22 protein-coding genes and 1 pseudogene are annotated in these 24,236 nt (G+C 69.0%); 10 read left to right on the top strand and 13 right to left on the bottom strand.

The window, feature by feature from the left end; genetic code table 11:
- Positions 1 to 16: 16 nt before the first annotated feature.
- On the bottom strand, positions 17 to 799 hold the full coding sequence (gene map / locus AC5L3X_RS25895; RefSeq protein WP_494860268.1) for a type I methionyl aminopeptidase: 783 nt from the start codon (positions 797 to 799) through the stop codon (positions 17 to 19).
- Positions 800 to 864: 65 nt separating this feature from the next.
- Between map and AC5L3X_RS25890 the strand changes: the two genes are divergently transcribed.
- Positions 865 to 1,167, top strand: coding sequence for a helix-turn-helix domain-containing protein (locus tag AC5L3X_RS25890; protein ID WP_494860266.1), 303 nt, complete (start codon positions 865 to 867; stop codon positions 1,165 to 1,167).
- Positions 1,168 to 1,171: 4 nt separating this feature from the next.
- On the opposite strand, the gene AC5L3X_RS25885 is transcribed toward AC5L3X_RS25890, so the two are convergent.
- Together AC5L3X_RS25885 and AC5L3X_RS25880 are read right to left on the bottom strand one after the other, a co-directional pair.
- Positions 1,172 to 3,586, bottom strand: a complete 2,415-nt coding sequence (locus AC5L3X_RS25885) for an ABC transporter permease (RefSeq protein WP_494860264.1) — start codon at positions 3,584 to 3,586, stop codon at positions 1,172 to 1,174.
- The gene (locus tag AC5L3X_RS25880; protein WP_494860263.1) at positions 3,586 to 4,317 is read right to left on the bottom strand and encodes an ABC transporter ATP-binding protein; all 732 of its coding nucleotides are present in this window, start codon (positions 4,315 to 4,317) and stop codon (positions 3,586 to 3,588) included. The genes AC5L3X_RS25885 and AC5L3X_RS25880 overlap by 1 nt, the downstream gene beginning before the upstream one ends.
- 116 nt (positions 4,318 to 4,433) lie before the next feature.
- Between AC5L3X_RS25880 and AC5L3X_RS25875 the strand changes: the two genes are divergently transcribed.
- The gene (locus tag AC5L3X_RS25875) at positions 4,434 to 5,108 is read left to right on the top strand and encodes a response regulator transcription factor (RefSeq protein WP_494860261.1); all 675 of its coding nucleotides are present in this window, start codon (positions 4,434 to 4,436) and stop codon (positions 5,106 to 5,108) included.
- A 55-nt stretch (positions 5,109 to 5,163) separates the two neighbouring features.
- Positions 5,164 to 6,192: a sensor histidine kinase gene (locus AC5L3X_RS25870; RefSeq protein WP_494860259.1), complete on the top strand. Its 1,029-nt coding sequence runs from the start codon at positions 5,164 to 5,166 to the stop codon at positions 6,190 to 6,192.
- On the opposite strand, the gene AC5L3X_RS25865 is transcribed toward AC5L3X_RS25870, so the two are convergent.
- Positions 6,193 to 6,918 carry a TetR/AcrR family transcriptional regulator gene (locus AC5L3X_RS25865; RefSeq protein WP_494860257.1) on the bottom strand — a complete coding sequence of 242 codons (726 nt, stop codon included), beginning with the start codon at positions 6,916 to 6,918 and terminating at the stop codon, positions 6,193 to 6,195.
- A gap of 85 nt (positions 6,919 to 7,003) precedes the next feature.
- Between AC5L3X_RS25865 and AC5L3X_RS25860 the strand changes: the two genes are divergently transcribed.
- The 3 genes from AC5L3X_RS25860 to AC5L3X_RS25850 all read left to right on the top strand — a co-directional run bounded on the left by AC5L3X_RS25860 (position 7,004) and on the right by AC5L3X_RS25850 (position 9,858).
- Positions 7,004 to 7,945: an ATP-binding cassette domain-containing protein gene (locus tag AC5L3X_RS25860; protein ID WP_494860255.1), complete on the top strand. Its 942-nt coding sequence runs from the start codon at positions 7,004 to 7,006 to the stop codon at positions 7,943 to 7,945.
- The gene (locus AC5L3X_RS25855; protein WP_494860253.1) at positions 7,945 to 8,766 is read left to right on the top strand and encodes an ABC transporter permease; all 822 of its coding nucleotides are present in this window, start codon (positions 7,945 to 7,947) and stop codon (positions 8,764 to 8,766) included. The genes AC5L3X_RS25860 and AC5L3X_RS25855 overlap by 1 nt, the downstream gene beginning before the upstream one ends.
- Before the next feature lie 183 nt (positions 8,767 to 8,949).
- Positions 8,950 to 9,858, top strand: coding sequence for an alpha/beta hydrolase family protein (locus AC5L3X_RS25850; protein ID WP_494860252.1), 909 nt, complete (start codon positions 8,950 to 8,952; stop codon positions 9,856 to 9,858).
- Here AC5L3X_RS25850 and AC5L3X_RS25845 read toward each other — a convergent pair.
- Complete coding sequence (locus tag AC5L3X_RS25845; RefSeq protein WP_494860251.1) at positions 9,837 to 10,469, bottom strand: LuxR C-terminal-related transcriptional regulator; 633 nt, start codon at positions 10,467 to 10,469, stop codon at positions 9,837 to 9,839. The genes AC5L3X_RS25850 and AC5L3X_RS25845 overlap by 22 nt on opposite strands.
- A gap of 389 nt (positions 10,470 to 10,858) precedes the next feature.
- On the opposite strand from AC5L3X_RS25845, the gene rox reads away from it, so the two are divergent.
- Positions 10,859 to 12,283 carry a rifampin monooxygenase gene (gene rox / locus AC5L3X_RS25840; protein ID WP_494860501.1) on the top strand — a complete coding sequence of 475 codons (1,425 nt, stop codon included), beginning with the start codon at positions 10,859 to 10,861 and terminating at the stop codon, positions 12,281 to 12,283.
- A 463-nt stretch (positions 12,284 to 12,746) separates the two neighbouring features.
- Here rox and AC5L3X_RS25835 read toward each other — a convergent pair whose 3' ends face one another.
- The 4 genes from AC5L3X_RS25835 to AC5L3X_RS25820 all read right to left on the bottom strand — a co-directional run bounded on the left by AC5L3X_RS25835 (position 12,747) and on the right by AC5L3X_RS25820 (position 16,354).
- Entirely contained in the window at positions 12,747 to 12,914 is a 168-nt protein-coding gene (locus tag AC5L3X_RS25835; RefSeq protein WP_494860249.1) for a hypothetical protein, read from the bottom strand.
- Between the two features lie 304 nt (positions 12,915 to 13,218).
- Entirely contained in the window at positions 13,219 to 13,971 is a 753-nt protein-coding gene (locus tag AC5L3X_RS25830) for a DUF2705 family protein (protein ID WP_494860248.1), read from the bottom strand.
- Positions 13,968 to 14,891: an ATP-binding cassette domain-containing protein gene (locus AC5L3X_RS25825; protein WP_494860247.1), complete on the bottom strand. Its 924-nt coding sequence runs from the start codon at positions 14,889 to 14,891 to the stop codon at positions 13,968 to 13,970. The genes AC5L3X_RS25830 and AC5L3X_RS25825 overlap by 4 nt, the downstream gene beginning before the upstream one ends.
- Entirely contained in the window at positions 14,888 to 16,354 is a 1,467-nt protein-coding gene (locus AC5L3X_RS25820) for an alpha/beta fold hydrolase (RefSeq protein ID WP_494860245.1), read from the bottom strand. The genes AC5L3X_RS25825 and AC5L3X_RS25820 overlap by 4 nt, the downstream gene beginning before the upstream one ends.
- 166 nt (positions 16,355 to 16,520) lie before the next feature.
- Here AC5L3X_RS25820 and AC5L3X_RS25815 point away from each other — a divergent pair, with 166 nt between their 5' ends.
- Positions 16,521 to 17,639, top strand: a complete 1,119-nt coding sequence (locus AC5L3X_RS25815) for a histidine kinase (RefSeq protein WP_494860243.1) — start codon at positions 16,521 to 16,523, stop codon at positions 17,637 to 17,639.
- A gap of 285 nt (positions 17,640 to 17,924) precedes the next feature.
- Positions 17,925 to 18,581, top strand: a complete 657-nt coding sequence (locus AC5L3X_RS25810; protein WP_494860241.1) for a response regulator — start codon at positions 17,925 to 17,927, stop codon at positions 18,579 to 18,581.
- A gap of 44 nt (positions 18,582 to 18,625) precedes the next feature.
- Here the strand turns inward: AC5L3X_RS25810 and AC5L3X_RS25805 are convergent, their stop codons facing one another.
- The 3 genes from AC5L3X_RS25805 to AC5L3X_RS25795 form a co-directional block, all read right to left on the bottom strand.
- Complete coding sequence (locus AC5L3X_RS25805; protein WP_494860240.1) at positions 18,626 to 19,267, bottom strand: hypothetical protein; 642 nt, start codon at positions 19,265 to 19,267, stop codon at positions 18,626 to 18,628.
- 594 nt (positions 19,268 to 19,861) lie between these two features.
- The gene (locus AC5L3X_RS25800; protein ID WP_494860238.1) at positions 19,862 to 21,535 is read right to left on the bottom strand and encodes a WD40 repeat domain-containing protein; all 1,674 of its coding nucleotides are present in this window, start codon (positions 21,533 to 21,535) and stop codon (positions 19,862 to 19,864) included.
- 372 nt (positions 21,536 to 21,907) lie between these two features.
- A complete protein-coding gene (locus AC5L3X_RS25795; protein ID WP_494860236.1) occupies positions 21,908 to 22,612 on the bottom strand; it encodes a recombinase family protein in 705 nt (234 codons plus the stop codon).
- 186 nt (positions 22,613 to 22,798) lie between these two features.
- Between AC5L3X_RS25795 and AC5L3X_RS25790 the strand changes: the two are divergent.
- Positions 22,799 to 23,383: pseudogene (locus AC5L3X_RS25790) on the top strand (DinB family protein).
- 25 nt (positions 23,384 to 23,408) lie between these two features.
- Here AC5L3X_RS25790 and AC5L3X_RS25785 read toward each other — a convergent pair.
- Complete coding sequence (locus AC5L3X_RS25785) at positions 23,409 to 24,149, bottom strand: hypothetical protein (protein ID WP_494860234.1); 741 nt, start codon at positions 24,147 to 24,149, stop codon at positions 23,409 to 23,411.
- Positions 24,150 to 24,236 lie beyond the last annotated feature (87 nt).

Here is a 24,236-nt window from a genome sequence, read left to right as displayed (position 1 = left end):
AAGCGTGGCTTCGGCCTCACGGTTGCCCCTGTTTCGGCAAGGTGAGGATTTCGGCTCCGTCGTCGGTGATGGCGATCGTGTGCTCGCTGTGTGCCGTCCGGCAGCCTGTCGCACTTCGGAGCGTCCACCCGTCGGCATCGGTGACGAGCTCGGCGGTGTCGGCCATGACCCACGGTTCCAGTGCGAGCAGCAGCCCGGGGCGCAGCCTGTATCCACGGCCGGGTCGTCCGGTGTTGGAGACGTGCGGGTCCTGGTGCATCGTTGATCCGATGCCATGGCCGCCGAACTCGGTGTTGATCGAGTATCCCGCCGCACTGAGAACCGAGCCGATGGCATGGGAGATGTCCCCGATGCGAGCCCCAGGACCGGCAGCGGCTATCCCCGCGTACAGCGCGCGTTCGGTCGCGCTGATCAACGCGACGCTCTCCGGGTGCTTCGATGCGCCCACGATGAAACTGATGGCGGAGTCCGCGGCGACTCCGTCCTTGGAGACGGCGAGGTCGAGTGACAGCAGATCGCCGTCGGCGAGCGTGTAGTCGTAGGGCAGCCCGTGGAGCACGGCGTCGTTGACGCCCGTGCAGATGTGGTGGCCGAACGGCCCGCGACCGAAGGACGGCTCGTAGTCGACGTAGCAGGACTGCGCCCCAGCCTCGACGATCATGGCCGCTGCCCACCGGTCGATGTCCAGGAGGTTCGTGCCGACCGTGCTGCGGCTCTTCAGTGTCTGCAGAATGTCTGCCACCAGGGCGCCCGTGTCCCTTGCCCGGGCCAGTTCGGTGGGATTCAGAATCTCGATCATGCGGCGCCCTTCTCACGCTACCAATAACTATCCCGGCCATATTATCCCGGTATAGGATCGAGGGCATGGTCAGGTTGCCGCTCACACCCGCGGAGGTCGAGCGCGGACAGCGCCTCGGCGCCCTGTTGCGTCGCGCCAGGGGAGAGCGCTCGATGCTCGAAACCGCGCTCGACGCACGGGTCTCACCGGAGACCCTCCGGAAGATCGAGTCGGGCCGCGTGGCGACCCCCGCCTTCCCGACCATCGCCGCGATCGCCGATGTCCTCGGCCTCTCCCTCGATGCGGTGTGGGCCGAGATCAACCAGCCCGTACACGGTGTCGAGCCGACCGGCTCCGGTCGCAACCCGGGGGAGCGGTTGGTCTCGTAGGGCGTCAGTCGAGTGACAGCCCTGCGGCCGGAGTCACCCGGGTGGCCCGGCGCGCCGGGAGAACAGCGGCGAGGAGTCCGGCCAGGGCGGCGATGAGGACGACGACGCCGAGCGACAGCCAGGGGACCCGCATGGTGGCGTCGCTGAGAGCCCGCGTCACGAACGTCTCGTAGCCGACCCAGGCGAACCCGACGCCGATCACGGTGCCGAGCAGGGTGGCCACCACCGACAGCAGCACCGCCTCGGCCGCCAGCATCCGCCGCAACTGCCCGCGGGTGAGCCCGAGCGCGCGCAGCATCGCGTGTTCGCGGGCGCGTTCGAGTACGGAGAGCCCCAGGGTGTTCGCGATCCCGATCAGGGCGATCACGACGGCGATGCCGAGCAGGCCGAGCACTGACCAGGTGAGGATCCCCAGCTGCTGGTCCAGCGACTCCCAGGTCCGCAACCCGTTCTCGACCGTCGCGCCGACAGGATCGGCCAGCTCGTCCAGGTCGGCGCCGAGTTGAGCCGGGTCGGCGCCGGAGGAGGCGCGGATCCAGATGGCATACGGCTCGGGGGCGTCGGTGAGCGTCGCCAGCGTCTCGGGCGCGACCACGCCCGCCGGGCCCCAGCCGGTGCCGACGGCGACCCGCAACCGGGCCCGCCGGTCGCCGACGCGCACCGTGACCGGGTCACCGGGCCGGAGGCTCAGGTCCTTGCCGAAGGCCTCGGAATCGACGCTGATCTGCCCCGGCTCGACCCGGGCGAACGCCCCGCCGTCGCGGGCCACGTGCTCCGCGGCCGGCGCGCTGACGATCGGGATCGGTTCGGCCAGCCCGGTCACACGGGCCACGGCGCCGTCCACTGGAATGGCCCGCGCCACTCCGGGAGTGCGACGTACCCGATTGAGGAGGTCGGTGGTGACCGGCTCCGTGGGCGAGGTGAAAGCGACGTCGATGGGGTGGTCCCTGCCGATTTGCTCATCCAACGCCGAACGCCACGTGGCCATCCCGGTGAGTACGGCGGTCGTCAGGGTGACGCCGACCAGCAGGGAGGCGGTGGTGGTGGCGGTCCGGCGCGGATTGCGCACGGCGTGCTTGGTCGCCAGCCGCCCGGCCGGGCCGAGCAGCGCGCCGGTGAGCCGGACCAGGCGGGGGATGAGCACCGGCCCGAAGAGGAGCACGCCGGCGAACACCGATCCTCCGCCGGCCAGCATGAGCGCCGTGCTGTCCTGGACCATCGCCGCGCCGAGCAGGACCAGCCCGATGACCAGGAGGAGCGTGGCGAGCGCCAGCCGCGCCAGGCCGGTGGCCGTGCGGTGACCGACCGTGGCATCCGGGCGCAGCGCCGCCAGCGGGCTGACCCGGACCACGCGCCGGGTCGGCGACCAGGACGCGACCATGGTGACCACCAGCCCGATGGTGAACCCGCCCAGCAGCCAGAGTGTGGGCAGCTCGGCGGCGCCCATCGGGGTGGTGGGCGCGAGGGCGTTGATCAGGGCGATGAGCGCGTAGCCGAGGCCGACGCCGACCAGTGTCCCGGTCAGCGACGCGAGCACCCCGACGGCGGCGGCTTCGCGGCGTACCGAACGCACCACCTGCCGCCTGGTCGCGCCGATGCAGCGCAGCAGCGCGAAATCGCGCAGTCGTTGCGCGAACAGGATGGAGAACGTGTTCGCGATGACCAGGACCGAGACGAAGAGCGCGATGCCGGCGAAGGACAGCAACATCACCGACAAGCTGTTCACCCTGTTCTGGACAAAGGTCAGCCGCTCAGCGGTGAACGCCTCCGGCGACAGCGCCTTCGCGCCTTCAGGCAGCAGACCCACCTCCCCGCGCACCGCCACCGAGCCCAGATGGAGGTGGTCGCGCCACTGCAGCAACTGCGGCCAGGTGACGTACATCGAGGCCTGGGCCGGGGGAGAGGGCGACTCCACGAGACCGACCACCTGGACGTCGGCCGCAGCGGCTCCCACCCCGATCCTGATCCGGTCGCCGACCGCGATGTCCTCGGCCAAGGCGACATACACGTCCACTGCGGCCTCGCCCGTGCGTGCGGGAAAGCGCCCCGAGCTGAGCTCCTGCCAGCGCCACACCTGCGAGGTGGCGATCGGCCCTACTGTCGTCGTGTCCGAGAGCTTCCGGCTCCCGGCGCGCGCCGGAAGCGTCGCCCGGCCGATCGCGGACGCGTTCTCGCCGTGTCGCTCGGCGAACGCGATCACGGCCTTCGCGTCCAGCTCGGACGATGGCCACCCCGCCGGCGAGACCACGTGGTCGGCATGGCGGTACGGCGCCCCCAGACCGTCCATGAGTCCGTTATGTGCCCCGGCCGTGAGCACACCGACCACGACGACGAAGGCGACTCCGACGGTGATCGCGACCGCCGCTGCGACGTACCTGCGGACGTGGGTGCGCAGCGACGCCAGGAAGACGGTACGCATCACGCGATCCGCCCGTCCTGCATGGTGACCACGTAGTCGGCGTACGTGGCCGCGTCCCGCTCGTGGGTGACCATCACGACGGTCTGGCCGAGCTCGCGCGCCGACCGGCGCAGGTGATCCAGCACCTCCGCCGATGTGGCGCTGTCCAGGTTTCCGGTGGGCTCGTCGGCGAACAGCAGGTCCGGCTGGGTGATCAGGGCCCGGGCGATCGCGACCCGCTGCTGCTGGCCGCCGGACAGCTCCGCGGGCCGGTGGCCGAGCCTGTCGGCCACGCCGAGGATGTCCGCGAGGAGGTGCGCTCGCTCGCGCATCGCGTCATCGACCCGGCGACCGCCCAGCTCAAGCGGGAGCACGATGTTCTCGCCCGCGGTGAGCATCGGCAGCAGGTTGAACGACTGGAACACGAAGCCGACGTGCTCACGGCGGAAGATCGTGAGAGCGTCGTCGTCGAGTGATCCGAGGTCGGTGCCGGCCACGGTGACGGTGCCGCCACTGGCCTGGTCGAGTCCGGCCAGGCAGTGCATCAGCGTGGACTTGCCCGACCCGCTCGGCCCCATGATCGCGGTGAACCTGCCTCGTGGGAGGTCGAGATCGATGCCGCGCAGGGCGTGCACCTGGGCATCGCCTTGGCCGTAGGTCTTGGTCAGGTTCCGCGCGCCGGCGGCCAAGGCATCGGGGCTCGCGGCCGTCCGGGGAAGCCGGGGGGCCGGGTCATGCCGTGAGCCGGTCACTGCTGGGTCCTCGCTTCGCTGTAGGCCATGCCCGCAGTCAAGGCGGCGCGGTGTTGCCGGCACGTATGCAGTTTTCGATACGCCGGCGATACGCCCGGGCTCCTAGCATCGAGTGCATGCGTGTGTTGATCGTCGAGGACGAGCCCTACCTGGCAGAAGCCATCCGCGACGGGCTGCGCCTGGCGGCGATCGCCGCCGACATCGCCGGTGACGGCGACACCGCTCTTGAGCTGCTGAGCGTCAACGCCTACGACATCGCCCTCCTCGACCGCGACATCCCCGGCCCCTCGGGCGACGAGATCGCCGGACGCGTCGTCGCCTCCGGCAGCGGCATGCCCATCCTCATGCTCACCGCCGCCGACCGGCTCGACGACAAGGCCTCCGGGTTCGGACTCGGCGCCGACGACTACCTCACCAAGCCCTTCGATCTCCAGGAACTCGTGCTCCGCCTGCGGGCACTCGACCGCAGGCGCGCGCACAACAGGCCGCCCGTACGCGAGATCGCCGGCCTGCGCCTGGACCCGTTCCGCCGCGAGGTCTACCGCGACGGCCGTTACGTCGCGCTCACCCGCAAGCAGTTCGCCGTGCTCGAAGTCCTCGTCGCCGCCGAAGGCGGTGTCGTCAGCGCCGAAGAACTCCTGCGGCGAGCGTGGGACGAGAACGCCGACCCCTTCACCAACGCCGTCCGCATCACGGTCTCGGCACTGCGCAAACGCCTCGGCGAACCGTGGATCATAGCCACCGTGCCCGGCGTCGGCTACCGCATCGACGCGGGAGGCGAGGGTGGATAGGGCGCGCGGGATGAGCGTCCGGCTCAAGCTCACCCTCAGCTACGCCGGATTCCTCATGCTCGCGGGCGCGTTGCTGCTCGGCGCCGTGTGGGTGTTCCTCCTGCGGTACGTGCCCGACAGCTGGCCCGCCCTTCTCTACGTGGCGCCCAACCGCATCCTCCTCCTGGGGGCCTTCGCCCCTGCGGCGGCCGCGGTGATGGCGTTCCTGCTGGTGTTCGGCCTGCTGGGAGGATGGATTCTCGCCGGACGCATGCTCGCCCCCCTGACCCGCATCACCGACGCCACGCGCATGGCCGCGAACGGATCGCTCTCCCACCGGATCCGGTTGCCTGGCCGGGCGGACGAGTTCCGCGAACTCGCCGACGCCTTCGACACAATGCTGGCACGGCTCGAAGCACACGTCGCCGAGCAACGGCGATTCGCGGCCAACGCCTCACACGAACTCCGCACCCCGCTGGCGATCTCGCAGTCGCTTCTCGACGTGGCCCGCAATGATCCGGCGCACGACCATGGCGAACTCGTCGACCGCCTGCACGCCGTCAACGCCCGGGCGATCGACCTCACCGAGGCGCTACTCGTGCTCAGCCGCGCTGACCAGAGGTTCTTCACCCGAGAACCCGTCGACCTGTCCCTCCTGATGGAAGAGGCCACCGAAACACTGCTCCCGCTCGCCGAGAAACGCGGTGTCACCCTTCATGCCTCCGGTGACATCACCCCGGCTGTCGGGTCGCAGGCGCTCCTGCTGCAAATGACGACGAACCTTGTGCACAACGCCATCGTCCACAACCTGCCCGAACAGGGCACCGTGTGGGTCACGACCAGCGTCCGCTCCGAGACCGTGGCGCTCACTGTCGAGAACAGCGGCGAGAAGCTGTCCCCGCAACTGGTCTCGGCACTCACCGAACCGTTTCAGCGCGGCACCGGAAGAACGCGCGACGACCACGCAGGCTTGGGCCTCGGCCTGGCGATCGTCAAGAGCATCATCCACGTGCACGACGGGTCGCTCACCATCGTCCCGCGCCCCGCGGGCGGACTCCGGACCGTCGTCCAACTGCCCACCCCACCACGGCAGGCGGCCACATAGTCAGTGGTGCTCAGCTGGGAGGGCCGCGGCGATGCAGTCGAGGACACGCTGGAGCCCGTACCGGAACTGGTCCTCGCGGCTCAGGTGCGGCTGGCGCGCCTCCATCACGATCTTGGTGAAGATCGGGTACTCCCCGCTCTTCACCAGCCGGTCGACGTACGGGTAGCTCCGCGCCATCCACTCCGACTCGCTGAGCCCGCTGCGGCGGACCTCCCTGGCCGAGCTGATCTCCTCGCGCACGGAGCTCTCGACGTAGCTGTTCAGCATGGCCACAAGGCCGAGGTTCTCGTCGATAGAGACGAAGGCGTCGAGCACTCCCATCAACCGTTCGATCAGGAGCAGCTGGTTGGGGCCGAAGCTGGGGAGTGACCGCTGCACGGTGGCGATCCACGGGTGCCTGAGCCACATGGCCCGCAGCCCGTCGGCGTAGCGGGTCAGGTCGGCGCGCCAGTCACCCGAGGGCATGCCCGTGACGTCGATCTCGCCCATCAGCCGGTCGGCCATGAGCTCGACCAGGTTGTCGCGGCTCGGGACGTACCGGTAGAGGGACATCGCGCCGGCGCCGATCTCGGCGGCGATCCGCCGCATGGTGGCGGCTTCCAGCCCTTCGGCGTCGGCGATCCGGACGGCCGCCTCGGTGATCTGCGCCCGGCTGTAGATCGGCTTCGGCCCGCGGGCGGGGCGCTCGGGCCGCATCCAGATGTTCACGTACTCGGCGTCGGTCACCGTTCCACCCCCTACTTGCGTACATAGTACCCAGTAACTTAGCCTGACCGGCATAACCGCGTACAACGTACCCAGTGGAGGAATCATGGCGGATCCGGTCGTCTTCGCCGAGGGGCTGCACAAGTCCTTCGGCGACACCCATGCGCTACGGGGGCTGGACCTGAGCGTCCCGAGAGGAACGGTCTGCGGCGTGCTGGGGCCCAACGGCGCCGGGAAGACGACCGCGGTGCGCATCCTGGCGACCCTGTCCGACCCCGATGCCGGGCACGCCCGCATCGCCGGATACGACGTCGTCCGTGAGGCCGGCCAGGTGCGCGCCAAGATCGGGCTCGCGGGCCAGTACGCCGCCGTGGACGAGAAGCTCACCGGCCGCGGCAACCTGCGCATGTTCGGGCGCCTCTCCCACCTGTCCCGGCGTGAGGCGCACCGGCGGGCCGACGAGCTGCTCGAACGCTTCGGTCTGATGGACGCCGCCGATCGGCAGGTCACCGGCTACTCCGGCGGCATGCGGCGCCGCCTCGACCTGATCACCAGCCTCATCCTGCGCCCCGAGGTGCTCTTCCTGGACGAGCCGACCACCGGCCTGGACCCGCGCAGCCGCGGCGAGATCTGGGACAGCGTCCGCGAGCTGGTGGCGGACGGCACCACGGTGCTGCTCACCACGCAGTACCTGGACGAGGCCGACCAGCTGGCCGACGACATCGCCGTCGTCGACCACGGACAGGTGATCGCCACGGGCACACCCGACGAGCTGAAGGCCACGATCGGCGACCGCCTCGACGTCGTCCTCGAAGACCCCGCCGCCCTGCGTCCGGCGGCGACCGTGCTGAAAGCCCTGGCCGGGACCGATCCCACGATGACCGGCGCCGACCGGCTCGGCGTCGCCCTGCCGGGCGGCGGCTTCCGGCTCGCCGACATCGTGCGCGAGCTCGACCGCGCCGGGGTCGCCGCGGCCGACGTGCGGCTGCGCCGCCCCACCCTCGACGAGGTGTTCCTGCGCCTCACCGACCGGAAGGAACTGGTCTGATGACCGACCTCGCCCCGCCGCTGGGCCACCGCCTGCGGTGGACGTTCACCGACGGGCTGACCCTGGTCGGCCGCGAGCTGGGACGGCTGCGACACGATCCCGGCGAACTCGTCGCGGCGCTGATCTTCCCGGCCGTCATGGTGGTGCTGTTCGGGTACGTCTTCGGCAGCGCGATCCAGGTGCCGGACGGCGGCGACTACCGCGAGTACCTGATGCCCGGCCTGTTCGCGATGGTGACCTTCTCCGCGGTGATGGCGGCCATGACGCGGATGGCCACCGATGCCTCCCGCGGTGTGATGGACCGGTTCCGCTCCATGCCGATGGCGCGCTTGGCGGTGCCGTTCGGGCACACCGGCGCCGACCTGCTGATCGGCCTGCTGATGCTGGCCATCATGGTGGGTGCGGGCCTGCTGGTGGGCTGGCAGCCGCACCACGGCCTGATCCCCACCGCCCAGGCGTTCCTGCTGATGATCGTGCTGCGGTACGCGCTGAGCTGGGTGGGCGTCTACGTGGGCCTGGCGGTGAAGAACGACCAGGTCGCCGACGCGATGGTGCCGCTGTTCCTGCCGTTCACGATGCTGTCGAACGCGTTCGTCCCAACCGACGGCATGCCGGGCTGGCTGCGCCTCCTGGCCGACTGGAACCCGGTGAGCGCGCTCACCGCCGCCTCACGGGAGCTGTTCGGCAACCCGGGCGGCCCGTCCGGAAACGTGGCCTGGCCCCTCGCGCATCCGGTGACCACCGTCCTGCTCTGGTCGGCCGCGCTGCTGGTGATCTTCGTCCCGCTGTCGCTGCGCGCCTACATGCGCAGAGGACGCTGAACGCTCCAGGCATCCGCGGACCGCGTCTCCTCCCGCATGCCGCCCCGGTCGCCAAGTCTGATACGGGCCGACTGGGCCGAATTTTTGGCATTTGCCTAGTCCACATCCACCAGTGTTGCCATAAGGGAACCATCGTTTCCAAAATCCGGGTAACAGTTCCCCACGCGCGAAAGCTGGTGAAGCATGATGCGCTCCTGGCTGGTCAGGATCTGCGCGACCCTCTTGATCCCGTTTCTCATCCTCACGGCCGCCCCCGCCAGGGCCTCCGCCGACCCGTCCGCACCGGGCGCGTACCCCGTCGGCTACGCCGACGTCAGCGTCTCCGCCTCCGGCCGATCGTTCGGCGCCAGGGTCTACTATCCGGCGACCTCGGCGGGGAACGGCACGGCCGTCGCCTCCGGGCAGTTTCCGGTGACGGCCTTCGGCCACGGATTCTTCCAGAGCATCAGCAAGTACGCCTCTCTGGGCACTCACTGGGCCTCCTGGGGCACCATCACGATCATGCCGACCTCACAGGGCGGCCTGTTCCCCAGCCACAGCGCCTTCGCCGACGACCTGAACGCCGCGCTGACCTGGATGGTGTCGCAGAACTCCACCTCCGGCTCGCGGTTCAACGCCCACGTGCGCACCAACCGGCTGGGACTGTCGGGTCACTCGATGGGCGGCGGCGCCAGCGTGCTGGCCGCCGCCCGCAACTCGTCGGTGCGGACGGTGACGAACCTGGCCGCCGCCGAGACCAATCCCTCCGCCAAGGCCGCCGCGGCCACCACAGCCGTCCCCATGCAGCTGGTCGCCGGCTCCAATGACACCGTCGCGGGCCCGTCGGGCCACCAGATCCCCATCTACAACGCCAAGCTCGCCCCCAAGCAACTGCGCACGATCGTCGGCGGCTTCCACTGCGGCTTCACCGACTCAGGCGGCATCGGTTGCGACAACGGCTCGATCAGTCGGGCCACCCAGCAGGCCATCACCCGCCGGGTGACCACCACCTGGCTGCTGCACTACCTGCACGACGACACCACCCAATACGACGCGGTCTGGGGCACCTCCGCCCGTAACGACCCAGCGGTTCAGTTCCTCGGCGTCCAGTGACCACACTCCGGCCCACCCGCCCCGGCCAGGGGCGGGTGCAGGAGCGGCGGCCACACGCCGGGCACGAACAGCCCCAGCACGAACGCCCGCCCGGGTAGCGCCGACCGGCTCTCGGCGCCGAGCTTGGCGCGCAGCCGCACCAAGTGGTAGTCCACCGCCTGGCGGGTCAGGTACAGCCGCCGGGCGATCTCCGCGTTGGACGCGCCCGCGGCGACCAGCCGCAGCACCTCGCCTTGGAGCGGGCCCAGCACGGGCGCGGCGGAGGAGATCTCGTCCAGTACGGCCACCGCCCGCCACGGCATGCCGTCCGCGCGGTGTTCGACGGAGGCGCTGACCCGGGCGCGGATCACGGCCCCGTTCCCGCGGATGAGCCGCAACCGCGTCCGGTAGACGTTCAGCCGCCCGAAGGCCAGCATCCGCCAGAAGGGCCGCTGCGCGTCGATCTCACCAGGAACGAGCAGCTCCTCCGCCAGGAGACCGTCGAGCTCCTCGGCGGTGCGGTCCACCACGAAGCGGAAGGCAGGATTGCTCTCCCTGACCCGGCCGAGCCCGTCCACCGCGGCGATCGGGATCCGGGCACGTTCGAAGTACACCTGATACCGGCCCTTCATGACCGCACCATAGAAAATCTCTTCCAAGCGGTCCATCCCCGTTTGCAACCGCACGGGCCCGTTCGGAGCCGTGATCACCTGGCCGGGAAAGGTGGACGGGATGATGCTCGGGCTTGTAGCTTGCAGGCGACCGTGACACCGCCCGAGGAGGTGAGACCCATGAACGCTGTATCAATGTGGGTGCTCCCCCTTCCCATCACGGCCGGGCGATTGACGTAGGTGTCGCCGGGAGCGCCTCGCCAACAAGGCACTCCCGAAAGGCAACACCTATGCACTCTCAGCAGTTCGCCGCCGAGCCGTCGTCGGACGACGGGGTCGAGCGTGACTCCACGGTGAGCGACGTCCCCGGACTCTGGCCGCCGGCCTCCGGCGCCGATCGCGCGCCCCTCATCTTCGATGTGATCATTGCCGGGTGCGGGCCGACCGGTGCGATGCTGGCCGCCGAACTGCGGCTGCACGATGTGCGCGTACTCGTTCTGGAGAAGGAAACCGAGCCCGCGTCGTTCGCCCGCATAGTCAGTCTGCATATGCGCAGTCTCGAGCTGATGGCGATGCGCGGACTGCTGGAGCGCGTTCTCCGGCAGGGAAGACGGCGTCCGGCGGGCGGTTTCTTCGCCGCCATCCCCAAACCCGCGCCCACGGGCCTGGATTCCGCGTACGCCTATCTGCTGGGCATCCCGCAGCCGGTCATCGAACATCTGCTCGCGGAACATGCGGCCGAACTGGGTGCGCAGGTCCGGCGCGGTTGCGCGGTGACCGGTTTCGAGCAGGACGACGAGGGGGTGACCGTCGAGCTGGCCGATGGGCAACAGCTGCGTTCGCGCTATCTGGTCGGCTGTGACGGCGGGCGTAGTACGGTGCGCAAACTGCTCGGTGTCGGCTTCCCCGGCGAGCCCTCGCGGACCGAGACGCTGATGGGCGAGATGGAAGTGGGCGTGCCGCAGGAGGAGCTCGCCGCCAAGGTGACCGAAATCCGCGAGACTCATCAGCGATTCTGGCTCCGGCCCTTCGGCGAAGGGGTCTACAGCGTCGTAGTGCCCGCCGCGGGAGTCAGTGATCGCGCGGAACCGCCCACCCTCGGAGATTTCCAACAACAGTTGCGCACCATCGCCGGAACCGATTTCGGCGTGCACTCCCCGCGCTGGTTGTCCCGCTTCGGGGATGCCACCCGGCTGGCCGAACGTTATCGGGTCGGGCGGGTGCTGCTGGCCGGCGATGCGGCACACATCCATCCACCCATCGGCGGACAGGGCCTCAACCTGGGCGTTCAGGACGCGTTCAACCTCGGTTGGAAACTGGCCGCACAGATCCGCGGCTGGGCGCCGGAACCACTGCTGGACACCTACCAGGCCGAACGTCGTCCGGTCGCCGAGGAGGTGCTGGACAACACCCGCGCCCAGGTGGAACTGTCGTCCGCCGAACCGGGCCCGCGGGCCGTGCGCAGGCTGTTCACCGAACTGATGGACTTCGACGAGGTGAACCGCCATCTGATCGAGAAGATCACCGCGATCGGCATTCGCTACGACTTCGGTGCAGGCCCCGACCTGCTCGGCCGCCGCCTGCGCGACATCCACCTGAAACAGGGCCACCTCTACGGTCTGCTGCATCGCGGCCGCGGCCTGCTGCTGGACCGCACCGAACGCCTGACCGTCGGCCGTTGGTCAGACCGGGTCGACTACCTCGCGGATCCCACTGCGGAACTGGATGTTCCGGGCGTCCTGCTCCGCCCCGACGGCCACGTCGCCTGGATCGGCGACGATCAGCAGGACCTGGACGACCGCCTCTCCCGCTGGTTCGGCAGGCCCGCCGACTGATTTCGCCTGAGCAACCGAAAAGGCCCGTCATGAGGATCGGACCTGGCGGGCTCGTTCGACTTCGGCGGTGCGATGAAGGCTGCCGGCCGCGCCCGGCTCCGATGACCGGGCACGGCCGTCAGATCACTCGACCATGATCTGAGTGAGCGGCTAATCGGCGAACCAGTGGCTGGCGCACGAGGGCCTCCTACACAAATGGGAACAGAGGTTCTAATAACGTCCCCTGGGCGCACCCACGTCAAGATCGGCCGATCGCGCGACATCAAACCGTGATCAAGCACGCCCCCGCCCGGTGTACCGCGGCGGCAAGGGGTGACCGCCCGCTCCGGCCGTCCCTGCCTGACCGCGAACTGGCAGATCGTGCCGAACGACACCGGCTCGCTGTCCGACCACGACAGTGCCGCGCCCGGCGAGAGGGTGACGCCGCTGGGATCGAGGGCGAGCCCGGCGTGCCGTCAGCGGCTCAGCAACCGGAACAGGCGCTGCGCCTCGGCGTCGAGCAGCCGGTACGAGCATCGGGTTCGAGCAGGCGGTTCGAGCAGCCGAAGACGTGCCTGATCTCCGCCCCGCCGCCCGGGTCGAGCAGATCCAGCGGTCCGGCCCGGCGCAGCGGCCGAGGCCGTGTTGTCAAGCAGCACAGGCGACCTGCGGCCGTCGTCTCGGTGCGCCGGCGCGCGGCCCGTGACCGGGTGTCGGGCCGGAATGTCCTGATCGGACACGCGCGACGGCTGCCAGCAGGCGGCCCAGCGCCGCGTGCGGGGGCAGCGCGTGTTCGGCGTCGTCGCCGCGCAGGTCGAGGTGGATGCGCCCGTCGGGAACAGTTCGCGGTCGTGGTGACCCCGTGGATGGCGAGCCCCGGCCCGTAGCGAAGCGGCGAGCGGCCAGGTACGTGATAGCTGACCCTTCCACGTACATGGCCGACCGTAGGGGTCCGGTCAGGCATCGCGGTGATTGATCGCCACGGTTGTCAGCAGGAGGGACACCACGACGTAACCCATCAGGATGACGGTGGCCGTTGAGGGACCGAAGGCTCCGGCGTCGGGTACGGCGGCCAGTTGCCTGGCCAGCGACGGAATTGTCAGGGAGCTGATCCAGTCGTTCCACGGGGCCGGGAGGAAGCGCTCGACCACGGTCGGGGACAGCAGGAGGACGACCAGCGCGATGAGCGCTCCCGGTGTCGAACGCAGCACCGTGGCCAGGCCCAGTCCCACCACCGCGGCGACGGCGGAGCCGGCGCTGGTGGTCAGCACCTCGGTCAGGGCCGCATGTTCGGCGAACGAGGCGCCGATGGGACGCCCGGCCACTACGGCCTGTGCGGTGAAGTAGGTGGCGAACGCCAGCGCCTGGCCCGCGACAGCGGCCACGGCGGCCACCACGGCGGCCTTGGCCAGAAGGAGCGTCCACCGGCTCCGGATCGTGGTCAGCGTGAGTCTGATCATGCCGGTGGTGTACTCGCCGGAGATGGCGAACACGCCCAGCATGCCGAACAGCACGGGCGGAATGTCGGCGCTGAGGCTGAGACCCGTGCCGACGGCTTCGCCGCCGGGGCCGTTGGTGTCGAAGTAGTGCGAGATCGAGTAGGCGGCGAAGCCGGTGAGCGCAAGAGCCGAGAGAGTGGAGGCCAGGACGTAGTAGGTGGCTCGGAGCGAGCGTAGCTTGAGCCATTCCGATGCGACGAGGTTGATCATTGGGTGATCTCCATGAAGGCCTCCTCCAGTGATGTCCGGCGCGATACCAGCTCGTGAACGGCGCAGCCGTTCGCCAGGGCGATGTCGCCGATGGCGGCTCTGGTCAGGCCGGTCACCAGCAATTCCTCTCCAGCGCCTGCGGGCCGACCGGGCGTCGGCTCCTCACCGGCGCTGGTGCCCTGAGCGGGGCGTACGGTTGCTCCGGCCGCTTGGAGTGCCTTGGACAGGTAGGCCGCATGGGGCGATCGGACTTGTACGCCGCTCTGGAAACGGGCCAGCAGGTCGGCCGTCGAGGCGTCCTCGATCAGCCGGCCCTGGCCGATGATGATGAGCCGGTCGGCGGTGAGGGACATCTCGGTCATCAGGTGGCTCGACAGCAGGACGGTGCGCCCCTCGGCCGCCAGGGATCTGAGCAGTGTCCTGAGCCAGCGGATCCCGTCGGGGTCGAGGCCGTTGGCCGGCTCGTCGAGGATGAGCACGCCCGGGTCGCCGAGCAGTGCCGCCGCGATGCCAAGGCGCTGGCGCATCCCGTGAGAGAATCCGGCGATCCGCTTGCGTGCCGCCCCGGCCAGGCCGACCTCCTCCAGCACCTCCACGACCCTGCGGCGCCCTATCCCGCCCGCGTACGCCAGCGCCTCGAGGTGAGCGAACGCGCTGCGCCCGCCCTGCACCTCGGCCGCGTCGAGCATGGCACCGACCTCGCGCATGGGATCGCGCAGGTCGTGTTTGCGGACGCCGTTGATCAACGCCTGGCCCGACGTGGGCGCGTGGAGACCGAGGATCACACGCATGGTGGTGGACTTGCCGGCGCCATTGTGCCCGAGGAAACCGGTGACCTGCCCGGGTTTGACGTCGAACGTGAGACCGGACACCGCGCGGGTGGAGCCGTACATCTTCGTCAGCTCTCTGACCTCGATCATTTCCCCACCTTCTGGATGATCTCGGCCGGGCAGCGCGTGCCCGGCGCGGGCAATTCCCCCGTGGTCAGGTAGGCACTGACGTGCCGCCGCAGGCAGATGTTTCGCGCCCACGACGCGTGACCGTCGCCGTGCCGCAGGACGCGCGCGGACGGGATCTGCTCGGCCACGTGCGCCTGCCCGAGATAGTTGGTGTTGTTGTCGAGGTCCCCGATCGCGAAGAGGATCGGCGGGGCGTCCTTCACGCGCAGCGGATGCGGCGCCCAGGACGCGCCCCCGCTGCGTCCCCAACAGCGACCGAGCTCTAAACGTCCCTCGAGCCAACCGAACCTCGGCGCGATCTCACGGAGTCTGGCCTCGATGCCCTGAAACTCCTCATACTTTGGCAGCGTCGGCATGAAGTCGTTGCACAAGGAGTCTTGGCTCACCGACGCGCCGCCCTGCTCCGGGAGCAATTCCTCCAGGAAGTCGCCGGCGTCGCCGTCGAGAGCCTTGCGGATGGCGGTGGCGAGCTGGGGCCAAAATGCCGGATTCATGCCTTTGGCCGCGCCGGCGTACAGCTGCCCCTCATGCACCGTCCGCCCGGCCGACGCCGGCAGCGGCGCGCGGCGCACCCTGGCGACGAGCTCGTCCCACGCCTTGCCGGCGTCCGTGCCACGCAGGGCGCAGTCGGTGCGGCGGGCGCACCAGTCGCGGAAGCGGGTGAGATGGCGCTCCTGCGTGAGCGCGTAGTTGCGTATCCAGAGCTCGAACTCCCGCTGGGTGTGATCGGCGGTGCCGTCGAAGTACATGCGGCCGACCCGCTGCGGAAACAGCTCCAGGTATGCCTGGGCGTAGACGGTGCCGTAGGAGTTGCCCGCATAGATGATCTTGTCTTGGCCGAGTGCGGCGCGCAGGGCGTCGATGTCGTGCGCCACGTTCCACGCCGTTATCCCGCGCCAGGCCGATCTGGCCGCTATGCGGCAGCTCGCCTGATGGGCCGCGTTCTCGGCGGCGTGAGCGTCCCACTCCTGCTTCGTCCTGGCCAGGAGCAGTCCGTAGACGGAGGGCTCGGGTTTCGCGCAGCTCACCCTTTTGCCGCTCGCGGGCTCCGACAGGCCGCGCGGATCGATGGCGATGACGTCGAAGCTCCTCTGCAACTCGTCGAGCAGGTTCGGCAACTCCGCCTGAGCGTCGGGCTGACTTTTCCGCCTGAGCATCGAGGTGCTGGTGCCGGGCCCTCCGAGGTTGACGATCAGCGGGCCGATGCTCTTGCCCGTCGCGGGCAGTTTGGCCACGTGCACCGAGGTTCTGGGCCCGCCAGGATCGGCCCAGTCCACGGGAACGACCAGTTCGGCGCATCGCAGCCCGTCACCGCAGTCCTTCCACACCAGGCCGTGGGCCTGCGCCGAGGCCAGCGCGATGCCGCCGAGCGGCACGGCGAGACAGGCCGCCAGGCACACGGCGATGAGTCTGCGTCGGTTCATGGCGGCAACGATGCTGTGCGGCAGCGGGTCCGCACATCGGAGCCAGATCCGATCTTTGGGATCGGACCAGGGTCGTACGGTACGGGCGTACGTGGGCGGAGTACGACCCTGGTCCGACGGCCCGTGCTCCGATTCGCCCTCGGCCGTTCCTCGATAACGTCGGCATGTGAACCTGCTCGCCCGGCGGCCTCCACCCTGGCTGCTCATCCTGGCCGACACCGTGGTCGCGGTGCTGCTGGCGCTGGCGTCCACGGCGAGTCCGCCGGAGCTGACCACGAACTTTGTGACCATGGCGCTTTGCTGGCTGCTCGCGGTGCCCGTGGCGGTGCGGCGGGTATGGCCGGAGCCCGCCTACTACGGTGCGCTCCTGATCGGCCTTGCCGTGCTCGCGCTGCAGACCAACCGGCTGATGCCGACGGCCGTGGCGGCCCTGGCCATCTACCCGGTGGCGACCGGCCGGCCGGTGTGGCGATCGGCGATCGCCCTGGTGTCGGGCCTGCTGGTCAACGGAGGCTCGCTGCTGGTGTCGTTGCCGGGTCCACCACGGTATTCGGACGGGTGGCCCGACCCCGTCTTCATCATCGGTACGGCCTGGCTGGTCCTCGCGGCGAGCTGGAGTCTCGGCACGGCGGCGCGCACCCGCCGCGAGTTCGCCGCCCGCGAGGCCAGGAGCCAGGCCGAGCAGGCGGCGGCCGACGAACGCCTGCGGATCGCGCGCGAACTGCACGACGTCGTCGCCCATTCGATGAGCCTGATCACCGTCAAGGCAGGGGTGGCGGCCAAAGTCCTGGACAAGCATCCGGAGGAAGGGCGCAAGGCGTTGCGGGCCATCGAAGAGATCGGGCGCGGCTCGCTCGCGGAGATGCGCCATGTTCTCGGCGCGCTGCGCGCATCCGGCGGCGCACCCGACAGGACGCCGCTGCCTCGGCTCGCCGACCTGCCGTCCCTGGCGCACGGGGCGGCGGAGGCCGGCGTGCAGGTCGATCTGTCGGTGAACGGAACCGTGCCCGACAGCATGGCGCCGGCCGTGTACCGCATCGTCCAGGAGGCGATCACCAACGTCGTCAAGCACGCCGCTCCCGCCCACTGCCAGGCCGACGTGTCGGTCGCCGATGGGAGGGTGCGGATCTCCGTGGTCGACGACGGGCCTGGGCAGCGGGTGCTGCCGGGTGGGCACGGGCTGGCGGGAATGCGCGAACGGGCGCTGCTGTACGGCGGCACCTTCGAGGCCGGCCCGCTTCCGGGAAGGGGGTTCGGTGTGCACGCGTCATGGGAGATCCCTTGACCCGCCTGGGAGTTCGCGGGGGAGCGGGCGCGGCGCCGGGCGTCAGGCGCGGACGTGCTCGAACGACGGGCCCATTCGCCAGAGCGCCGCAGTGGCGCATGGAGATACGTACGGCAGGCGTTCCTAGCGTCGACGTGGTGCGAACGGTAGGCACGGATCGGTCATGATGGACGCGATGACGAGGATCACGAGCATGAGCCGGAGGAAGCGGAGTCGGCGGGTCCGGCCAGGGCGTCCGCGGACCGGGCCGGGCCCGGTAGCGATGGGGGCGGCAGGGAGAGGCTCGTGATTCGGGTGCTCATCGCCGACGATCAGGCACTCCTGCGCGGCAGTTTCCGCCTGCTGATCGAGTCGGAGGACGATCTCACCGTGGTGGGGGAGGCGGGCGACGGGCAGGAGGCGGTGGCGCTCGCGCGTACGGAGTCACCTGACGTGGTGCTCATGGACGTCAGAATGCCCGAGATGGACGGCATCACCGCGACCGGGCAGCTCGCCGGGGACACGCGGGTGCTCATCCTGACCACGTTCGACCTCGATGAGTACGTCTATGCGGCGCTGCGCGCGGGTGCCAGCGGGTTCCTGCTCAAGGACGCGCCTCCGGACGACCTGTTGAAGGGCATCCGCGTGGTGGCGTCGGGTGAGACGCTGCTCGCGCCGACCGTCACCACCCGGCTGATCGCGGAGTTCGTACAGCGGCCGCTTCAGCAGACCTTTCACGGGCTCGACACGTTGACGGAGCGGGAGCGCGAGGTGCTCACCCTCGTCGCCCACGGACTGTCCAACGCCGAGCTCAGTGTGCGGCTCCAGGTGAGTCCCGGGACCGTGAAAACGCATATCGGCCGTCTGCTGGCCAAGCTTAACGCCCGCGACCGCGCCCAACTCGTCATCGCCGCCTACGAGGCCGGCCTGGTCACGCCACGTTCAGCCGACCGCGCGCCGTGACCGCAGGCCGCGTCGGCGCTCCAAGCTTTTTGCGCTCGGCGTGGTTACTCGCTGGAGAGTCGGACGTTCTGGGCCTTTCTCAGATCGTCGGCCCGCCACTTCACCCACTCAGGATGTCTGCCGGTGGGGTCCCCCAGCCCTCCCACATACAGCGACTGATATTTCCGGTAGTCACCGTAGGGGTAGTCGTCCATGCCCTTGATCAAAGCGTTCAGCCTGAACGGCTTGCCGTGGTCATCTATCACCAGGGATCCTGAGCGGCCGGCGACCAGATAGTTCACCGCGAACGAGAAGCTGCAGTAGTGTTCGGCCGTTGTCGTCACGAACTGCAGGACGATGTCCTCGCCCTGTGTCAACGAGATGGTTTTCTGATCGAAGTAGTTCCCTTTCCAGCTCCATCCCGTCATGAGCTGCGCTCGGGAGTCCGGCCGGTCCAAGTCGAAGCCGAGGCGGATGATGTCGTCGTCCGCGCCTCCGGGAGGGCTGTAGAACAGTGTCCCGTGGAAAGGTGAGGAGCACTGCTTGACGGCGCCGATCTCGGTGATGCGGACCTTCTGTTCGCTGTTGCCGCGCAGGATCACCTTCGCCTCGAGAAAATCGAGATCGACCGAACCGTGCTGCCGGAACCATGTTTCCTGTTTCTGGGTCGGAAGCCGGTTGAACGAGGCGAGTTCGGATTGTGACAACTCGACAGGATGCGGGCAGGACTCGTGTGGGATTGAGGCCCGGATCTATCTTCACAAGGTCAATCAGAATTGGTTGATTCGCCGCTTCCTTGTGCAAGGTAGGCGAAGCAGACGTTTTCGTCGGAGCGGGCGTGGCAGGCACCCCCGTCGAGGAGAACGGACGCTGAATAGTCCAGGTCAGCACGCCTACCAGCACGGGCGTTGCCACTGAGACGCCTGCCCACTTCATCCACGGCTTGTGCCACCACCTGCGATGGGCGATCGGGTGATCATGACGGCGGGGAGGGTGCGCACCTGGCAATTGGGGTCCCGCCTTCCTGGGCGAAACCTCAGACGTCCGAAGGGTGACGCTTCTGCGGCCACTATGGATGACATTCCCATTCGAATCAGCCAATCAGATCCCATAGAAGCTGGTCCATCCCATTCGCCCTTCGAGGAACAGCCTCGCGCCGTCATCGCCTAGTACGCAGCGCTCGGCGAGGGCCACGCAGGCGGTAGAGCGGCCGATCTTGAGGGCGCGAGCGGCTTCGGTGACCGAGACACGGTCTTCAATGGTCGCGACGCGGTGCCGCAGCCCAGCGGCTCACGCCGCGGTTACTCCTCCCACTCCTTGACCTGCACCTCGTGGTCGGCCTTGGCGGATGTGTAGTCGGCGTTGCCCGCCCACTGGACCGTGTACGTGTAGATCCCTACCTCGGTCGGCGTGTGGGTGAAGCTGTACGTCCCGTCCTTACGGGCGCCTACGCCCGGCAGGGCGATGGTGACGGTGCCGTTGGCGTTGGTCAAGGTCCGCTTGACCGTGAGCGGGTACCCCCACCCAGAGGCCGGAGGTTTGGGCAGCAGCACTCCGCTGATCGTCACCGGGAGGCCGACGAGCCACTCCGCCGGGCCCGTCGCCGTGAGCGACGAGGTGTTCTTGACCGTCAGCGTCGCTGACGTCGTGGTCCAGCGGGCGTCGTCGTTGCCGTTCCAGAGCACGGTATAGGTGTGCGCCCCGTAGGCGGCCGGGGTGTCGGTGAGGGTGAAGGAGCCGTCCGGGGCCGTCGTCACGTCGTCGAGCGTCTCGGTGGTCCCGCTGGGCAGGCGGCGGGTCACTGTGAGCGGTTGCGCGCCGGGCGCCGCACCGCCGGGCAGTTCGAGCGTGCCGGTCAGCGTGAGCGGCTGATTCACCACCGCGTCGGAGGAGAGCGTCAGGGGCAGCATGGAGGCCGGGAAGGTGATGTTCTCCACCCGCCACAGGTGCAGCCGGCCAGAGGACGCAGTCACCACGGCGAAGACATCCGTGCCCGAGAACGCGACCTCGCCCGTGCCTGTGGCGTCCGTACTGTCGAGGCCGTGGATCGTCTCGCCCGTCGCCGCGTCGTACAGCACGATGTCCGATCCGTCGGCCCCGCCGACGACCACGTGGGCCCCATCAGGACTGGTCGCGACGGACGAGGGGATGCCCTCCGAGGCCGTCGCCCCCGCGTAGGTGCGGGTCTTCTCCAGGCTGCTGGCGTCCCACCGATAGGTCCGGCGCCAGGGCGAGGCCACCGCGAGCACGTCCGCTCCATCCGCGGTGACGGCGAGATCCGCCAGACCGCCGATGTCGTGCGTGAACCCGTCGAGCAGGCCGCGCAATACGGGGGTGCCGCTCACGTCGTAGACGAACAAGCTGGAGGTGCTCGTATGAGCCGCGCCCACCACCACCAGCGTGTCGCCGCCTGCCGCGACCAGCGGAGCACCGGAGAAGGCGTACGCGATCGCGATCGGCTGCAGCGTAGCCACGCTCAGATCGAGCCCGACGACGCCGTTGTCACCCTCGCAGCCGTAGCCCACCCATAGCCTGTCACCGGACCGCGCCAGGTGTGTCGGGCACGGGTATCCCGTGAGGTCGAAGCTCCGGGTGATCTGCAGGGTGGCAGTGTCGATCTCGGCTACCTGCCCGGACTGGGTCAGCGCCGCGTACAGGTGGGCGCCGTCCTGTGCCATCGCCAGTCCGGAGGCGTCGGTCAGCCCGCCGACCTGACCCAGGAGCTCACCGTCGGTGCCGGCGACAATGATGTTCTCGCCATTCGTGACGAAGACTTTGCCGTTGCCGACGGCCAGGTCACCGTCCTTGTAGAGGTAGTTCACACCGAGGTCCGTCGTGGTGTCGGCGGCCGAGGCGGCCGGGCTCAGTGCGACGAGGAGCCCTGCCGCGATAGCCAGGGCCGAGGCGAGTCCCGCCGATCGGCGGGCGAGACGTGACGTGATGGAGTGGGAACGTGCCAGGGGTAACGGACGCACAGGAATCTCCGCTCGACGAGAACGATCTCAGCGTCCTGATCAAGCCAGAAGCAAGCGCATGTGGTCAAGATCGACGTAGCGATCAGAACTGGGGTGCCTGGCAACTTTCGAACCGTCCGCACACCAGCTGAACAGAAGTCAGGCAGAGGTAGGTACGAAACGGTCGCCACGCCGCACCTGCCCATCCCACCAGGGCAACTCGATGAGCAGGTGATCGCGCTGACGCCCACATGCCACCAGCTCACGGAGAAACTCCTCCAGGCGGCCCGCCACGAGGTCGAGCTTCGAGACGCTCTGGCGGCCGCTCGCGCGAAGATGGGGTGCAGTTAACTAATGCGCCATCAGCCGCCAAGTAGGCGCTGACCTGGGGAATCAGCCGCCATTCTCCAGCTCGGCTCGCACTGCCGGCTGTTCGACGGCAGGACGGTCCGTGGCGAGTTCGGGCAGATACTTGTAGATCGTGGAGCGGCTGACGTTCAGCAGCCGGGCAATTGAGGACACGGTGGCATCGGGCTGGGTGAGCAAGGCACGGGCGTGCCGGACCTGCTCGGGGGTCATCGCGGGTGGGCGGCCGAGTCGCACGCCGCGAGCCTTGGCGGCGGCCAGGCCCTCGTGGGTTCCCTCGACGATCAGCTCGCGGATGAACTCGGCCAGGGCGGCGAAGACGTGGAAGACGAGGCGGCCGCCGGGGGTGGTGGTGTCGAGGGCTTCCTTCAGGGACCGGAAGCCAACGCCGCGGCGGCGCAGCTCAGCGACGATCGTGACGAGGTCAGCCAGGGAGCGGGCGAGCCGGTCGAGCGAGGGGACGACGAGGGTGTCGCCGGGCCGTAGGTAGTCCAGGGCCTTGGTGAGCTCTTCGCGGTCGGTGTTCTTGCCGCTCAGCTTGTCAGCGAAGATGCGGATGCAACCGGCGGCTTCGAGCGCGCGGATCTGTCGGTCGAGGCGCTGATCGCGGGTGGAGACCCGGGCGTAGCCGACGAGCGCTCCGGTGAGGAGTGTAGGTTCGGCGCCAAGGAGGTCGTCGGCGGCCTGGCCGTTCACTGCGGCGGGGGCCGAGTCGTCGCGGAGCGTCGTCACACCTCGGAAGTGTAGAGAAACGGTGCTACAACAGTTGATGAACACTCCGACTTCGCAACACGTTTTTCCGACACTCAGACGGGCTGTCGGCGGTTCGCGAAGAGTGTCGATTTCCGGGAGTCCTCTGCACGGATGTCTGAAGTCGTGTGCACACCCGGTTGGTGCAGTCTGACAGGATCGTGACCCGTGATCGACGATTTCGCGAAAGGCAACCTGCACGGGAGACTGCGGCGGGACCGCAAGGCGCTGCTCTGGAAACTCGACGGCTTGTCCGAATACGACGCCCGCCGACCTTTGACAGTGACCGGGACCAACCTCCTCGGCCTGGTCAAACACGTGGCCACCGTCGAGGCCCGGTACTTCGGCGAGGTCTTCGACCGTCCTTCCCCGGAACCGCTGACCCGGTGGCAGGACTCCGACGGCAGCGATCAGTGGGCGACCGAAGACGAGACCCGCGAACAGATCATCGGGTTCTACCGGCGCACGTGGGAACACTCGGACGCGACGATCAACGAGCTTCCCCTCGACGCCCCCGGCCATGTGCCGTGGTGGCCGGAGCCTTAACCGAACACGAACCTGTTCGCCATCATGCTCCATGTCCTCAGTGAGTCCGTCCGGCATGCCGGGCACGCCGACATCCTGCGCGAGGGCCTCGACGGCCGGACCGGGTTGCGCGCCGAACACGAGAAGCCAATCGATGAGGAAGAACGCGCCGCCTACCGCGCGAAGATCGAGCAGATCGCCAGGGCGGCCGCACAAATCAAGGGTTAACCACAATCGCGTCACCGTGGCCCCGTCAAGGACAGGGCTGCGTTCGGTCAACTTGGCCTACATGAAAGAAGAGATCATCTTCCTCTGACCTGCGTGCGTCGGGGCCAGTGACGGGGTGGTCGAGGAGGTGCTCGCCGACCTCACGCCAGGTCCATTCGCGCTGGTGGATGAGCGCCTGTTCCAGACGGTAGCGCGCGGCCGTGCGCGCCTGCTCGACCTCTCTGGGCGTGGCGGCGGCGGGCAGAGTGCGGTCGAGGAACTGGTCACGAGTCAGCGCGGCCGCGTCGGCGAGCGCGTCGAGCGCGCGCGTGACATTCTCCTGTACGGACGCCGCACGCACCTGCGTCTGAATGAGCGCCAGTGGGGTGAGTGTCTCGGGTCCGCCCCGGCGGGCCAGCACGCCGACAGCCCCGTTGGCGACGGTCTCGCTGCGGCAGGTGGAGCTGGGGCCATCGTGGCCGGTGCCGCAGGTGACGGCGGCGTCGGCGAGCAGCGACGGGACCCAAGGTTCGTCAATGACCTCGCAGGTCCAGATCAGGCCACGCGCCACCGAGATGGTCCGGCCCTTCAGGAAACGGTCCTCGCTCCAGTTGATGTCGGCGTGGTGGCAGACGAACGGGCCGCCCCGGTAGGCGGCCAGGCGGGTGACCAGCTCGTGGACCAGGGCGATGGCCTCAGGGGTGAGCAGGTCGCAGACGACCGGCAACCAGCCGTTGCCTGGGGCCGGTGTGTCGGCGGTGGCCCAGTGACGCAGCAGCGGCAGCATTGTTAGCATTGTTCACGTCCAGGGAGATGGTGTGCGGGTGATCTAGCCCATGCTGTGGTGCGGGTGAGATCCATGTGACAAGAGACG

Source organism: Nonomuraea sp. CX421 (genome assembly GCF_059358955.1).
This window is presented reverse-complemented; position numbering and strand designations above follow the sequence as displayed.

Coding starts and splice junctions, on each gene's coding strand:
- AC5L3X_RS25820 (WP_494860245.1), bottom strand. CDS start 16,354: ATGAACCGACGCAGACTCATCGCCGTGTGCCTGGCGGCCTGTCTCGCC.
- AC5L3X_RS25875 (WP_494860261.1), top strand. CDS start 4,434: ATGCGTGTGTTGATCGTCGAGGACGAGCCCTACCTGGCAGAAGCCATC.
- AC5L3X_RS25870 (WP_494860259.1), top strand. CDS start 5,164: ATGCTCGCGGGCGCGTTGCTGCTCGGCGCCGTGTGGGTGTTCCTCCTG.
- AC5L3X_RS25830 (WP_494860248.1), bottom strand. CDS start 13,971: ATGATCAACCTCGTCGCATCGGAATGGCTCAAGCTACGCTCGCTCCGA.
- AC5L3X_RS25885 (WP_494860264.1), bottom strand. CDS start 3,586: ATGCGTACCGTCTTCCTGGCGTCGCTGCGCACCCACGTCCGCAGGTAC.
- map (WP_494860268.1), bottom strand. CDS start 799: ATGATCGAGATTCTGAATCCCACCGAACTGGCCCGGGCAAGGGACACG.
- AC5L3X_RS25855 (WP_494860253.1), top strand. CDS start 7,945: ATGACCGACCTCGCCCCGCCGCTGGGCCACCGCCTGCGGTGGACGTTC.
- AC5L3X_RS25785 (WP_494860234.1), bottom strand. CDS start 24,149: ATGCTGCCGCTGCTGCGTCACTGGGCCACCGCCGACACACCGGCCCCA.
- AC5L3X_RS25860 (WP_494860255.1), top strand. CDS start 7,004: ATGGCGGATCCGGTCGTCTTCGCCGAGGGGCTGCACAAGTCCTTCGGC.
- AC5L3X_RS25845 (WP_494860251.1), bottom strand. CDS start 10,469: ATGAAGGGCCGGTATCAGGTGTACTTCGAACGTGCCCGGATCCCGATC.
- AC5L3X_RS25850 (WP_494860252.1), top strand. CDS start 8,950: ATGATGCGCTCCTGGCTGGTCAGGATCTGCGCGACCCTCTTGATCCCG.
- AC5L3X_RS25825 (WP_494860247.1), bottom strand. CDS start 14,891: ATGATCGAGGTCAGAGAGCTGACGAAGATGTACGGCTCCACCCGCGCG.
- AC5L3X_RS25890 (WP_494860266.1), top strand. CDS start 865: ATGGTCAGGTTGCCGCTCACACCCGCGGAGGTCGAGCGCGGACAGCGC.